This window comes from Pseudonocardia sp. T1-2H, assembly GCF_038039215.1.
Lineage (GTDB): Bacteria > Actinomycetota > Actinomycetes > Mycobacteriales > Pseudonocardiaceae > Pseudonocardia.
This window is the reverse complement of sequence record NZ_JBBPCL010000001.1, coordinates 2,587,124-2,600,514: the sequence shown is the minus strand read 5'-3', so window position 1 is coordinate 2,600,514 and position 13,391 is coordinate 2,587,124. Positions and strand designations below refer to the sequence as shown.

The window sequence follows — 13,391 nt, the reverse complement described above, 5'->3', positions numbered from 1 at the left end:
GCGCGCCCGCTCAGCCGGCCGACTCGGGGTCGCGCCGGACCACGGCCGTCAACCCGTGGTCGAGCTCCTCGGCGGCGGCTCGACCCGGCGGTCGCTCATCCCAGGCCTCCTCGTGCAGTCCGTTCGGCACCCCGGCGCCCGGGGTGTGCTCGACGAGCGTGGCAGCGGGGCGCCGGAGAGGCATCACCCCGCGAGGATGACCGGAGGTGACGGAGCCGGACGGGCGCCCAGCCCCACCCGCGGCGGCACGCCCGTGCCTGGTGGTCTCCGACGACGAGCGCTCGCTCGGGCGGGGCTCACCCGCCTGGGATGAGGACCCCGTGGCTCGGATGTGTGCGCTGGCGACCGATGGCGAACACCGGGTACCGGGACCTCTCCCGATCGGCACGCAGGCGTGCAGAACGGTGACGGTCGCGGCGGAGCGGAGCAGCGATGCGGCGAGGAGCCAGTTCGGGATCGGGTTGCTCACGTTCGCGGGCATCCTCGCCTGGCGGGTGCGGACGATCCGGCACTCCGACACGCCGCGTCTGAAGGCCCTCGAGACCGCCGCCGTGGGCCTGCCGATGCTCCTGGTCGGCTTCGCCGCGAGCTATTTGATCATCGCCGCGAACGTGCCGGACAGCTTCACCGAGGCGTTGAGCCGCACCGATGGCCTCTATTTCACGGTCACGGTGTTCACGACCGTCGGTTTCGGGGACATCGCCCCGCGCAGCGAGATCGCCCGGGTCGTCACGACGATCCAGATGCTCACCGGTCTCGTCGTGGTCGGCCTGATCGCGAAGGTGCTGATCGAGGCGGTCCAGGTGGCCGAACGCCGCCGGGAGGAAGCTCCCCCGTCGGACAGGCCACCCGGGAGCTGACCGGACCGGACGCTCAGCCGACTTCAGGCGGCGAGGCGGCGTCGGCCTCGGCGACGATCACCCGGCGGAGCGGGACCAGCGAGACCGGGATCAGCTCGAGTTCCGCGGACGGCGACGGCGGGGCGGCTCGTGTCCGGGGCACGAGCCGCCGCGCGGGCCCAGGAGCGCGGGGCATCAGCCGCGCAGCGGCGCGACCAGGCGACGCGTGCTGTCACGCCGACCCCAGGCCAGCACCGCGGCCAGGACACCGACGGCCGCCGGGACCGCGACGAGCACACCCCCGCCGACGGCCCACGTCATCGCCACCGCGCCGATCATCAACGCGACGAAGCACAGCGCAGCCAGCCCGGTCAGGCGCGGGACGAACATCGCGATCGCCCCGGCCAGCTCCAGCGCACCGATCACATACATACCGGTAGTGCCCAGCCCCATGGCCTCGAACCCGGCCACGTTCTGCGCCTCCGCGGTGAGCTTGCCGAACGCCGAGAACGCGTAGACGGCCGCGAGGAGCACCTGCAGCGCCCAGAGACCGACGTTCACAGCGCGGGAGGTGACGGGGACAGCGGTGGTCGAGGTCATCGGAAGGGCTCCGTTCGGGCGATGCGGGCGTGCGGTCGCAGTAAGGACCACGCGCACAGGCAGAACTCATCGGCGGCCGCTGCGGAATCCGCGCGACGACAGCAACGCCGAGTACGACGGACGACAGAGTCTGAGCAGACCCCGAGACCGACAACGACCACCGCCGTGTCTCGCCGTGCTCACCGTCCTCGAAGCCCGCTGACCGCATCAACGGGATCGCCGTCCCCCGGCCCCAACAGGCTGCGGACCGCCTCGGCCGACAAAGCGGACTTGCACAGGAACCCGGCCGCCGAACTTGCCGCGATCAGATCGACGTAGTCCTGCCCGGCGTGGGCCGACATCAAGATCAGACTGGACGGGGACGCCACACCTCTCCGACAGAGTTGCCCGACGAGCTCCAGACCGCTGTCGCCGCCGAGGTCGATATCCACCAAGGTGACGTCCGGCCGCAGCTCCGCGACCCGCTCGAACGCCTCCGCACTGGTCGACGCCACGCCGACCACGGTGATCCCCTGACACTCCAGCAAGCAACGCGCAGCGTCCAGGAAACGTCCGCTGTCATCGACGATGACACATCGCAACACCATCACTTCAGCTTGGTAAGGCGGACTGCCGATCTGCATTCCGGCTACCCGGAACTTTCGAGCTGCCGGCATTCCGAGACGTCGCCGCGCTTCACGCGTAGTCCACTACAACACCATCCCGGCTCGCGGGTGAGGCACCGGACGGCCCGGGCCCCGGCCGTCCGTCCAGCTGGCAGGTATTCGGGGACTCCGGCCTGCTAGGAGCACGGATTCGAGCTGCCGGTGACGACACGTGGGCCGTCCACGGTGACGCTGTACGCGGTCAGAAGTTGACGCGGCACACACCCACTCGGGCAGGGACAGAACCATGAAACGCACGGCTGCCCGCAGGCTCGCCCGCACGATCAACTCCCAGGCATCCGACTACCGGGCGCTGGTCCTCACCGTGGACAACTACCACGGTCGCCCCGAGACCACCCGTGAGTTCATCGTGATGACCTCGGTAGGCACGTTCGGCTCCCCCGCCCAATGGCAGGCCAGGCGCCATGTGGGCGACCTGCCATCATCGGCGGGATGAGGCGCCCGTTCTCCTCGCCGACCACGCCCTCCGCGGCATCGCCGCAGCACGCGGCCGAGCGGCAGCGCAACCGACTCGTCGTGGTGCTCGCCGTCGCCAGCGGGGCCAGCGATGCGATCGGCTTCCTCGCCCTGGGCAACGTCTTCACCAGCGTGATGACGGGCAACCTGGTGTTGTTCGGCGTCGCGCTCGCCCGACGGGACGGCGCCGCCCTCGGCCTGACGGCCTGCGCGATCCTCAGCTTCATCGCGGGCGCCGGGATCGGCGCGAGGGTGGCGGGCACGCCGCGGGAGGACGACTCCTTCTGGCCGGCCCAGGTGTCACGGGCCTTGTGCATCGAGCTCTGCCTGTTCGCCGTGTTCGCCGCCACCTGGTGGCTGCTGGACTCACATCCCGACCGTGACTGGCTGCTACCCCTGCTCGCGATCAATGCTCTGGCGCTCGGGCTGCAGAGCAGCGCCATCCAGCGTCTCGGGGTGTCGGGCCTGTCGACCACATACCTGACCGGCACATTGACGTCGGTGGTCATCCGACTCACGTCCGGCCGCGGCATCAAGCACGTCGCCCCCTCGCTGACCATCCTGCTCGGACTCATCGCGGGCGCAGGCATCGGCGCCCTGCTGCTCGAGCTCGTCCCGGCAGCCGTTCCTTCGATCCAGCTCGCGACGGTCGCGGTCGTGCTCACCTGGGCACGGTTCAGCCCGCGGCTACGTCACCCGCGGCAGAGGAGCTGCAAGCGGGTCGCCGCGCCTGATGCGCGAGGCCGGCCTGCAGGGCCCTGACGGAGGCGATCACCCCGCGGGCCACGCTCGCCGGCGACCGAGGGGACTATCGGGCAAGCACGGGTTCGCGGGCGACGCACCGATCTCCCGGCACACCCCCCGCGTTCGATCAACGACAACACCGTCGCCGCCCCGACCGCACCCGCACCCGATGCGGCCCCACCGTCCTCCACAGATGAGCGTGCCCCGCCGGGCGGTTGCAGTACCGGCGCACAGGCGACTCACAGCAGACGCACATTGTGGCGCCGGAGTGTGGCTGTCATGGTCACGCAGCAGGTACCCCGCCTCCGGTCCCTGCGCGGTGCTGGGCAGCGAAGCGTCGGAACTCACGAGCACGAGCCCCGCAGGCTCCCGGGCCCTGCCCCCGGAGCGGCGGGGCAGGCTGTCGGGTCGGTCCCTGCGATCGACGCGCCGTTCGAGGTCGGAGCAGCGCCACGTCCTTCCCGGCGGCGTCGGGTCGTCGGCTCTCTGCTGGCGCTGCTGCTGGCGGTCGAGGCGGTCCTGGTCATCCCCTCCCTGGGCGCTGCCTTTCAGGCCCTGACCCGGCCCGACCTCGGCTGGCTGGCCCTGGCGGTGCTGGCCGCAGCGGCGTCGATGGGGATGTTCGCCCGGCTGCGGCGCCGGCTGCTGCGGGCCGCCGGGGTCCGGGTGCCGCTGCCGAGCTCGGTGGCCGCGGTCTATGCGGCCAACGGGCTGCACGCGACGCTGCCCGGTGGGGCCGCGTTCTCCACCGCCTACAACTACCGCTGGATGCGCCGCTGGGGCGCGAGCGGACCGGTGGCCACCTGGAGTCTCGCGGCCGGCGGCCTGGTGTCGACGGTCGCGCTGGCCGTCGTCGGGCTGGCCGGGTCGCTGCTGGCGGGCGGCGGTCGTGCGAGCACGGTCCAGCTGACGCTCGAGCTCGTCGGCGTCGTCGCGCTGGCTACCGGCGCCCGGCAGCTCGGCCGGCACCCCGAGTGGGCCACCGCGGCGGGCCGGTGGGGGCTGCGCCGGGTCAACCGGATCCGACGCCGACCTCCGGCCACGGGCGGCGACGCCCTCGACGAGCTCGTGGAGCAGCTGCGTACCGTGCGGCCGATCGGACAGGACTGGAGCGCGGCCGGAGCACTCGCGCTGCTCAACTGGTTGTTCGACCTGGCCTGCCTCGCCGCCTGCGCCACGGCGGTGGGCCTGCGAGGCCTGACCCTGCCCCTGCTGCTGGTCGCATACACCGCGGGCATGGCCGCGTCCAGCCTGTCGCTCGTCCCCGGTGGAATCGGCGTGGTCGACGCCGCCCTCGTCCTCACCCTGGTCGCCGGCGGCATCCCGGAGGCCTCGGCCCTCCCCGCGGTCGTCCTCTACCGGTTGATCAGCTTCGTCAGCGCGGTCGTCGTGGGATGGGCCGTCTACTCGGCCCAGCTCAAGGGCTTGCGGCCTCGAAGCTGTCAAGGCTTCCTACGACCTGAACGACGGGGCGGTCAGCGCGCGAAACAGGCAAGGTCATAGAAGAAACACCCCAGGGCGGCCTGGGCATCTCCGTCGACCAGCTGATGGAGCTCAGTGATGCGCGGGGGGCGGGTTCCACCGATCGTGCGCGCCGTCCCACCATCAGCCAGCATGCGGCGGCCGGCAGGCGTTTCGCAGATGCATGGCCTCGGTCAGCCACCTGCTCGATATCCCCTGTGATGGCCTTGACCAAGGCCGCCGGCCGCGCGCCACTGTCGCGGCGGCTGCCGACGGCGCAGCGACGGCTCGCCGGCTCAGCTCAGCTCTGCTCGGGCTTGCTTCTGCAGGCGGCGGCGCCGGCAAGGTCGACGAAAGCGCGGCTAGGACTCGAGCCGGTAGCCCATTCCGGGTTCGGTGAGCAGGTGTCGGGGGTGGGCGGGGTCGGTCTCGAGCTTGCGGCGCAGCTGGGCGAGGTAGACGCGTAGGTAGTTGGTGCGGTCCTCGTGTCGGGGGCCCCAGACGTGGCGGAGCATCTCCCGCTGCCCGACGAGCTTGCCGCGGTGCCGTACGAGCATCTCGAGCATCCCCCACTCGGTGGGGGTGAGGTGCACGTCGGCGCCGTCGCGTCGGACCCGCTTGCGCTGCAGGTCGACCTGGACCGCGCCGAACTCGACGAGCACCTCGCCGTCGCCGTCGGCGGTGGCGGCGCGGCGGATGGCGGCGCGGAGCCGGGCCAGGAGCTCGGCCATGCCGAAGGGCTTGGTGACGTAGTCGTCGGCGCCGGCATCGAGCGCGGCGACCTTGTCGGCGGAGTCGGTCCGGGCGGAGAGGACCACGATGGGGACGGAGGTCCAGCCGCGCAGCCCGGCGATGACGTCGCCGCCGTCGAGGTCGGGGAGTCCGAGGTCGAGCACGACGAGATCGGGGTGGGTGTCACCGGCGGCCCTGAGAGCGGACCGCCCGTCGACCGCCACGATGACGTGGTAGCCGTGCGCCGAGAGGTTGATCCGCAGCGCACGGACGATCTGGGGATCGTCGTCCACCACCAGGACCCGCTGATCACCCTCGCGGTGATCAGCCTCCGTGGCGCTTGAACCCTTCGGCGACGCAGCGGGCGTGTCGGCGGTCATCGGGCCGGGTCCGCGGAGACGATGTCGCCGTCGCGTCCCGGGGCGGCGATGGCGGCCTCGCTGCGCATCGCGCGGCCCGCGATCGGGAGGGAGACGACCGTGGTGAGGCCTCCGCCGGGGGTGTCCTCGGCGGTCAGCGCCCCGCCCATCACCTCGGTCAGCCCGCGGGCCACGGAGAGCCCGAGGCCGACCCCGGTGGTCGCGTCCCGGTCGCCGAGCCGCTGGAACGGGGCGAACAGCCGCTCGCGCGCCTTCTTCGGGACACCCGGCCCGGAGTCGACGACCCGCAACTCGGCCCGGCCCCCGTAGGTGCTGGCGCGCAGCACGACCGGGGCTCCCCCGCCGTGGCGGAGCGCGTTGTCGACCAGGTTCGCCACGACCCGCTCGAGCAGCCCGACATCGGCGCAGACGTCGGGCAGGTCCTCGTCGATCTCCAGGGCCACCCGGGCCGCGTCCGGGAGGCCGAGCAGGGCACGGGCGGCAGCCTCGTCGTAGCCGACCCGTTCCAGGAGCGGCTGCACCACGCCGGAGGCCAGCCGGGAGGAATCGAGCAGGTTGCCGACAAGCGCGGTGAGCCGGTCGGCGGACTCCTCGACGGTCTCGAGCAGCTCGGCCCGGTCGGTGCCGGAGAGCCGCAGCAGCGGATCCCGCAGGCTCCCGACGGCAACTTTGATGGAGGTCAAAGGGCTGCGCAGGTCGTGGCCGACCGCGGAGAGCAGGGCGCCTCGGGTGTCGTTGAGCTCCGCACGCCGTGTGGCGCGCACCGCGTCTTCGGCGGCGCGTTGGCTGCGCAGGGCGAGCAGGGCCTGCCCGCCGACGGTCTCCAGCAGCCTCCGGTCGGCGGCGGGCAACGAACGGCCGGTGCCGATCAGGTGCAACCCGGGCTCCACCTCCACGTCGACGTCGGCATCCTCCGGCCGCCCGCATTCCGGCGGTCCCGACACGGCGACCCGGTTCCACCCGGCGCCGCCGGCTCCGGTGTCCTCGCCACGTTCCAGGAGAGCGACGCAGCGCAGCCCGAAGGCCTCACGCACCTTCTCCAGCAGTCGAGGCACCGGATCGGAGCGGGTCAGCACGGTGCGGGCGAACGAGGCCAGCAAAGCCGCTTCGGTGTGCGCCCGCGCGGCTTGCTCGGCCTGCCGCGCGGCCCGGTCGACGACCAGGGCGACCAGGACGGCGACGAGCAGCATGGCGACGAGGGTGATGACGTTCTCGGTCTCCCCGATCGTGAGCGAATACAGCGGTGGGGTGAGGAAGAAGTTCAGCAGCAGCCCGCCCGACAGCGCCGCCAGCAGCGCGGGCCCGAGCCCCCCGACCAGGGCGGCGACCACGGTGGCCAGGAAGAACAGCACCACGTCGGTGGACAGTCCGATCACCGGCTGCAGCGCACTACCCAGTCCGGTCGCCGCCGCAGGGGCGAGCAGGGCCACCGCCCACCCCAGCATGCGGCGTCCGCCGGGCAGGTTGCTGCGGATCCGGGGAAGTCGCAGCGCGGTGCCGGCGGCGGAGTGGGTCACGATGTGGACGTCGATCGACCCGGACTCGCGCACCACCCGCGCGCCGATGCCGGGATCGAAGAGCCGCGCGAACCGGGAGCGCCGGGAGGTGCCGAGGACGAGCTGGGTGGCGTTGACCCCGCGGGCGAAGTCGAGCAGCGAGCCCGTGACCCCCTCGGCGCCGCTGTCGCCGACGACGGTGTGGAAGGACGCACCGACGTCGTCGGCCAGCTTCCGCAGGGTGCCCGTGGCGCCCACCGGGGCGCCGGCGAGGCCGTCGCCGCGCAGCACGTGCACCGCGAGCAGGTCGGCCTGGCCGGCGCGCTTGGCGATCCGGCTGGCACGGCGCAGCACGGTCTCGCTCTCCGCTCCGCCGGTGAGCGCGACGACGACCCGTTCGCGGGTCTCCCAGGTCTCCTCTATGTGTTTGTCGGTGCGGTAGCGCTGCAGGGCGAGGTCGACCTCGTCGGCCACCCAGAGCAGGGCCAGCTCGCGCAGCGCGATCAGGTTCCCGACCTGGAAGTAGTTCGCCATGGCCGCGTCCACGCGGTCGGCCCGGTAGATGTTGCCGTGGGCCATCCGGCGGCGCAGCGCCTCCGGGGTGATGTCCACCAGCTCGATCTGCCCGGCGCGGCGCACGAACTCATCCGGCACCGTCTCCCGCTGCCGAACCCCGGTGATCTTCTCGACGACGTCGTTGAGGGATTCGAGATGCTGCACGTTCACCGTGGACAACACGTCGATCCCGGCGTCGAGCAGATCCCGCACGTCCTGCCAGCGCTTCGGGTGCGCCGAGCCGGGGGCGTTGGTGTGGGCGAGCTCGTCGACCAGCACCACCTCCGGACGGCGGGCGAGCACGGCGGCGACGTCGAGCTCCTCGACCACGATGTCGCCGCGCCGGAACTGCAGGCGGGGCAGGGTCTCCAGGCCGTCGAGCAGCTCGGCCGTCTTGGGCCGGCCGTGCGTCTCGACGAGCCCGACCACCAGATCCGTCCCGCGGCCCCGGCGCCGCCGGGCCTCGCACAGCATGGCGAAGGTCTTGCCCACCCCCGGTGCGGCGCCGAAGTGGATCCGCAGCTCCCCGGAACGGGGCAGCTCCCCTGCCATGCCGTGCGGCCCGTTCACCCTGCGATCATCCCCTCGTCGGCGCCGCGGCGACAGCCAGGTTGAGCTCGGTGACGTTGACCGTCGGCTCGCCGAGGAAACCGAGTATGCGCCCCTCGGTCGCCTGCGCGACCAGCCGCTCGACCTCCCCCACGGGCAGGCCGGTCACCCGCGCGACCCGGCCGACCTGCAGAGCCGCGTACTGCGGGCTGATGTCCGGATCCAGGCCCGACGCCGATGCGGTGACGGCGTCCGTCGGCACGGCATCCGGGGCGACGCCCTCGCGTTGCGCGATCAGCGCGCGGCGCTGCGAGACCGTGTCGAGCAGGACGGTGGAGTCGCCGGCCTTGTTCGACCCGCCGGAGGTGGAGGTGTCGGCGGGACCGAGCACGCCGTCGGATGACGCGGAGGGCCGGGTGTGGAAGTAGGGGTCGGCGGCCGGATCCGCGGGCACGGGATCGACACCGATCAACGTGGACCCGACGGCCGTGCCGTTCTGGGTGATCACGGAGCCTTCGGCGTGGCCGGCGAGGCCGGGGATCCGGGAGACCCCCCACACGGCGAGCGGGTAGGCGATCCCACAGAGCACGGTGAAGACGATCAGCAGGCGCAGACCGGTCGCAGCCTGCCTGCGCAGCGTGGTGAGCACGTCACATCCCCGGGAGGAGTCGGACCAGCAGGTCGATGAGGAAGATCCCGACGAACGGCGTGACGACGCCGCCGAGGCCGTAGATCAACAGGTTGCGGCGCAGCAGCGGCGAGGCCGAGGTGGGCCGGTAGCGCACGCCGCGCAGGGCCAGCGGGATCAGCGCCACGATGATCAGGGCGTTGAAGACGACCGCGGACAGGATCGCGGACTGCGGCGAGTGCAGGCCCATGATGTTCAGCAGCCCGAGGGAAGGGTAGAGCGCGGCGAACATTGCGGGCAGGATCGCGAAGTACTTGGCCAGGTCGTTGGCCACTGAGAAGGTGGTCAGCGCGCCGCGGGTGATCAGCAGCTGCTTCCCGATCTCGACGACCGCGATCAGCTTCGTCGGGTCGGACTCGAGGTCGACCATGTTGCCGGCCTCCTTGGCTGCAGCCGTGCCGGAGTTCATCGCGACCCCGACGTCGGCCTGGGCGAGGGCCGGCGCGTCGTTGGTGCCGTCGCCGGTCATCGCGACCAGTCGGCCACCCTCCTGCTCCTTCTTGATCAGCGCCATCTTGTCCTCGGGCGTGGCCTCCGCCAGATGGTCGTCAACGCCGGCTTCGGTGGCGATCGCGCGGGCCGTGCGGGGGTTGTCCCCGGTGACCATCACCGTGCGGATGCCCAAGGCGCGCAGCTCGGCGAACCGCGCGGCGATATCGGGCTTGACGACGTCGGAGAGCCGGATGACGCCCAGGATCCGCGCGCCCTCCCCGGTCGCGGTCCTCGCCTCGGCGACGACGAGCGGGGTGCCGCCGTCGTCCGAGATCCGCTCGACCAGGGCGTCCACCTCGCGTAGCTCGCCCCGGCCCACGCCAGCACGGCCGCGGCGGCGCCCTTGCGCACGACGCGGGGCCCGTGCCGATCGTCGACGTCGAGCCCGGACATGCGGGTCTGCGCAGTGAAGGGGACGAACTCGGCGCGTGCCTCCTCGGCGGAGGCCTCGGCCGCGAGACCGAAGCGCTGCGCGCAGAGCGCGACGACGCTGCGGCCCTCCGGGGTCCGGTCGGCCAGGCTCGAGAGCCGCGCGGCCGCGGCGAGCTGCACCGGGGCGGTGCCCTCGACCGGGAGCAGCTCGGTGGCCCGCCGGTTGCCGAAGGTGATCGTGCCGGTCTTGTCCAGCAGCAGTGTGTCGATGTCCCCCGCAGCCTCGACGGCGCGTCCGGACTTGGCCAGCACGTTGCGCTGCACCAGCCGGTCCATGCCCGCGATCCCGATCGCCGACAACAGGGCCCCGATCGTCGTCGGGATCAGGCAGACCAGCAGCGCGACCAGGACGACGACCGACTGGGGACCACCGGCGTAGGCGCTCATCGGCTGCAGCGCCACCACGGTGAGCAGGAAGATGATCGTCAGCGCGGCGAGCAGGATGGTCAGGGCGATCTCGTTCGGCGTCTTCTGCCGGGACGCCCCCTCGACCAGGGCGATCATCCGGTCGACGAAGGACTCGCCCGGTTTCGTCGTGATCTCCACGACGATCCGGTCGGAGAGCACGGTGGTGCCCCCGGTGACACTGGACCGATCGCCGCCGGCCTCGCGCACGACCGGGGCCGACTCGCCGGTGATCGCCGACTCGTCGACGGTCGCGATGCCCTCGACGATGTCGCCGTCGCCCGGGATCGTCTCGCCGGCCTCGACCACGACCCGGTCGCCGATCCGCAGCTCGCTACCCCCGACCCGTTCCTCGGAACCGGTCGTGGTGAGCCGGCGCGCGATCGTGTCGCGCTTGGTCCGGCGAAGCGACTCGGCTTGGGCCTTGCCGCGGCCCTCGGCGACGGCCTCGGCGAGGTTCGCGAACAGCACGGTGAACCACAGCCAGACCGCGATCAGCCAGCCGAACACGCTCGGGGCCACGATCGCGTCCACCGTGACCAGCACGGACCCGACCCACACGACGAACATGACGGGGTTGCGCAGCTGAGTGCGTGGGTCCAGCTTGCGGAGGGCGTCGGGCAGCGAGGCCCAGAGCTGTTGCGGCCGGAAGGCGCCGGCCTGCACGGGCGCGGCCGGTTTCTCCTCGGGCGCCTCGGCGGGCCGGGCGTCGGTGACGGTCATGCGAGTGCCTCCGCGAGCGGGCCCAGCGCGAGCGCCGGGAAGAAGGTGAGGGCGGCGACGAGGACGACCGTCCCGCCGACGAGGACACCGAACAGCGGTGTGTCCGTGGCGAGGGTCCCGGCGCCGGCCTCGACGCGTCTCTGCTGCGCGAGCGAGCCCGCGAGAGCCAGCACCGCCAGGATCGGGACCAGCCTGCCGAAGAGCATCGCGACGCCGAGCGTGGCCTGGAAGAAGTTGCCGGTCACGGTGAGCCCGGCGAACGCCGAGCCGTTGTTGTTGGCCGCGCTGGCGTAGGCGTAGAGGACCTCGGAGAACCCGTGCGCGCCACCGTTGTTCAGCGCGTCGCCCGTACCGGGCAGCGCGATCGCCAACCCCGCCCCGACGAGCACGAGGGCCGGCATGACCAGGATCGAGACCGCGGCCGCGGTGACCTCACGGCGGCCCAGCTTCTTGCCCAGGTACTCGGGGGTCCGGCCGACCATCAGCCCGGCCAGGAACACCGCGATGATCGCCAGTATCAGGATGCCGTAGAGCCCGCTGCCGACGCCGCCGGGCGCGACTTCGCCGAGCAGGATGTTCAACAGCACCGCTCCGCCCCCGCCGCCCGTGTAGCTGTCGTGCATCGAGTTGACCGCGCCGGTCGACGTGCCGGTGGTGGAGACCCCGAACAGGACCGAGGACGGGATGCCGAACCGGCTCTCCTTGCCCTCGAGCGCTCCACCCGCGGCGATCGTCGCGGGACCGTTGGGGTGGGTCTCGGCGAACCAGGCCGCCGCCAGCAGCGCGGCCCACAGCACCCCCATCACCGAGACGAGCACGGTGCCCTGCCGCGGGTTGCGCACCATGGTGCCGAACGTGCGGGTCAGGCAGACCGGGATCACCAGCAGCAGGAAGATCTGGAACAGGTTCGACAACGGGTTCGGGTTCTCGAACGGATGTGCCGAGTTCGCGTTGAAGATTCCTCCACCGTTGGTACCCAACTCCTTGATCGCCTCCTGCGACGCCGTCGGCGCCAGCGGGAGGGTGTGCACGGCACCGTCGACGCCGGTCACGTCCACGCCGGAGCGCAGCGACATCGTCACGCCCATCGCGATCAGCAGGATCGCCGCGACGAAGGAGAAGGGCAGCAGGATCCGGATCGTGCCGCGGGTCAGGTCGACCCAGAAGTTGCCGATCCGGTCGGTGCCCGATCGCACGAACCCACGGATCAGGGCCACCGCGACGGCCAGCCCGACCGACGCGCACAGCACGTTCTGCACCGTCAGGCCCGCCATCTGCACCGTGTCACCGAGCACCTGCTCCGGGACGTAGGACTGCCAGTCCGTGTTCGTCACGAACGAGACCGCGGTGTTGAACGCCACCGACGGGGCGACCGCGCCACGGCCGAAACTCAACGGCAGCAACGGCTGCAGCCGCTGCAGCAGGTAGAGCAGCACCACCGAGACGAACGAGAACCCCAGCACCCCCGCCGCGTAGGTGGGCCAGCGCTGGCCCGCGCTCGCATCGACCCGGACCAGCCGGTAGAGCACGGCCTCGACCCGCCAGTGCCGATCCGCGGTGAACACACGGGCCATGTAGTCCCCGAACGGCGCGTAACAGGCCACGAGCAGGACCAGCAGCAGGACGACCTGCAGCAGCCCCGCGACGGTATCGCTCATCAGAACCACTCCGGGCGCAGCAGGGCGACCACCAGGTAGACCAGGAGTCCCAGCGCGACGATTCCGCCGATCACGTTGGTGACCACGTCAGCGGTGCTCACAACCGCTCCAGACCACGCAGGCACAGCGCCAGCACGACGAACCCGCCGACCAGCAACAGCACGTACAGCACATCGGCCACGAACAACTCCTCGAACTCCTGGCTGCCGGACCGCCCGGCGAAACCGACGAAAGTGTGGATCCGACCGCCGTGCTCGCGAAGGGGTTCGAACACAACCTTGACGCCCGCGGCGGCAATCTTGACGCGATCTTGGCGCCGCGGAGACACGCGCCACCACGGCGCCCATGAGCGCTCCGCGAGCACGGGCCAACCACCGGACGTCAAGAACTCGTTCGGATCGGGTCGATCGGCGTCAGGGCTTCGCAGGATCCCTCCCCCGAACCCATTGCACGGCCCACGCTCGAACTGTGAACCTTCCGGATCCTCGTGAGGCCCGCGGCCATCGGCTCGGTACG

14 protein-coding genes and 1 pseudogene are annotated in these 13,391 nt (G+C 71.8%); 4 read left to right on the top strand and 11 right to left on the bottom strand.

Annotated features, from left to right (window positions below):
- Nucleotides 1-10 precede the first annotated feature (10 nt).
- Complete coding sequence (locus WBK50_RS13025; RefSeq protein ID WP_341335857.1) at nt 11-187, bottom strand: hypothetical protein; 177 nt, start codon at nt 185-187, stop codon at nt 11-13.
- A gap of 217 nt (nt 188-404) precedes the next feature.
- Between WBK50_RS13025 and WBK50_RS13020 the strand changes: the two genes are divergently transcribed.
- Nucleotides 405-860, top strand: coding sequence for a potassium channel family protein (locus WBK50_RS13020; RefSeq protein ID WP_341335856.1), 456 nt, complete (start codon nt 405-407; stop codon nt 858-860).
- A 13-nt stretch (nt 861-873) separates the two neighbouring features.
- Here WBK50_RS13020 and WBK50_RS13015 read toward each other — a convergent pair whose 3' ends face one another.
- The 3 genes from WBK50_RS13015 to WBK50_RS13005 form a co-directional block, all read right to left on the bottom strand.
- Entirely contained in the window at nt 874-1,002 is a 129-nt protein-coding gene (locus WBK50_RS13015; RefSeq protein ID WP_341335855.1) for a hypothetical protein, read from the bottom strand.
- 32 nt (nt 1,003-1,034) lie between these two features.
- Entirely contained in the window at nt 1,035-1,439 is a 405-nt protein-coding gene (locus WBK50_RS13010) for a DoxX family protein (RefSeq protein ID WP_341335854.1), read from the bottom strand.
- 179 nt (nt 1,440-1,618) lie between these two features.
- Entirely contained in the window at nt 1,619-2,062 is a 444-nt protein-coding gene (locus WBK50_RS13005; RefSeq protein WP_341335853.1) for a response regulator, read from the bottom strand.
- A gap of 268 nt (nt 2,063-2,330) precedes the next feature.
- Here WBK50_RS13005 and WBK50_RS13000 point away from each other — a divergent pair, with 268 nt between their 5' ends.
- The 3 genes from WBK50_RS13000 to WBK50_RS12990 all read left to right on the top strand — a co-directional run bounded on the left by WBK50_RS13000 (nt 2,331) and on the right by WBK50_RS12990 (nt 4,807).
- Entirely contained in the window at nt 2,331-2,540 is a 210-nt protein-coding gene (locus tag WBK50_RS13000; RefSeq protein WP_341335852.1) for a hypothetical protein, read from the top strand.
- Nucleotides 2,537-3,322 carry a YoaK family protein gene (locus WBK50_RS12995; protein WP_341335851.1) on the top strand — a complete coding sequence of 262 codons (786 nt, stop codon included), beginning with the start codon at nt 2,537-2,539 and terminating at the stop codon, nt 3,320-3,322. The genes WBK50_RS13000 and WBK50_RS12995 overlap by 4 nt, the downstream gene beginning before the upstream one ends.
- Nucleotides 3,323-3,583: 261 nt before the next feature.
- On the top strand, nt 3,584-4,807 hold the full coding sequence (locus WBK50_RS12990) for a lysylphosphatidylglycerol synthase transmembrane domain-containing protein (protein WP_341335850.1): 1,224 nt from the start codon (nt 3,584-3,586) through the stop codon (nt 4,805-4,807).
- Between the two features lie 320 nt (nt 4,808-5,127).
- Here WBK50_RS12990 and WBK50_RS12985 read toward each other — a convergent pair whose 3' ends face one another.
- The 7 genes and pseudogenes from WBK50_RS12985 to WBK50_RS12955 all read right to left on the bottom strand — a co-directional run bounded on the left by WBK50_RS12985 (nt 5,128) and on the right by WBK50_RS12955 (nt 13,239).
- Nucleotides 5,128-5,877, bottom strand: a complete 750-nt coding sequence (locus WBK50_RS12985; protein ID WP_341335849.1) for a response regulator — start codon at nt 5,875-5,877, stop codon at nt 5,128-5,130.
- Complete coding sequence (locus tag WBK50_RS12980) at nt 5,874-8,480, bottom strand: DUF4118 domain-containing protein (RefSeq protein WP_341339374.1); 2,607 nt, start codon at nt 8,478-8,480, stop codon at nt 5,874-5,876. Before WBK50_RS12980 ends, WBK50_RS12985 begins: the two co-directional genes overlap by 4 nt.
- A gap of 25 nt (nt 8,481-8,505) precedes the next feature.
- Nucleotides 8,506-9,126 carry a potassium-transporting ATPase subunit C gene (locus WBK50_RS12975; protein ID WP_341335848.1) on the bottom strand — a complete coding sequence of 207 codons (621 nt, stop codon included), beginning with the start codon at nt 9,124-9,126 and terminating at the stop codon, nt 8,506-8,508.
- 1 nt (nt 9,127) lies between these two features.
- Nucleotides 9,128-11,217: pseudogene (gene kdpB, locus WBK50_RS12970) on the bottom strand (potassium-transporting ATPase subunit KdpB).
- Nucleotides 11,214-12,875 carry a potassium-transporting ATPase subunit KdpA gene (kdpA, locus tag WBK50_RS12965; protein ID WP_341335847.1) on the bottom strand — a complete coding sequence of 554 codons (1,662 nt, stop codon included), beginning with the start codon at nt 12,873-12,875 and terminating at the stop codon, nt 11,214-11,216. The pseudogene kdpB and the gene kdpA overlap by 4 nt, the downstream one beginning before the upstream one ends.
- A complete protein-coding gene (kdpF, locus tag WBK50_RS12960) occupies nt 12,875-12,976 on the bottom strand; it encodes a K(+)-transporting ATPase subunit F (RefSeq protein ID WP_341335846.1) in 102 nt (33 codons plus the stop codon). Before kdpF ends, kdpA begins: the two co-directional genes overlap by 1 nt.
- The gene (locus WBK50_RS12955; protein WP_341335845.1) at nt 12,973-13,239 is read right to left on the bottom strand and encodes a hypothetical protein; all 267 of its coding nucleotides are present in this window, start codon (nt 13,237-13,239) and stop codon (nt 12,973-12,975) included. Before WBK50_RS12955 ends, kdpF begins: the two co-directional genes overlap by 4 nt.
- Between the last annotated feature and the right edge of the window lie 152 nt (nt 13,240-13,391).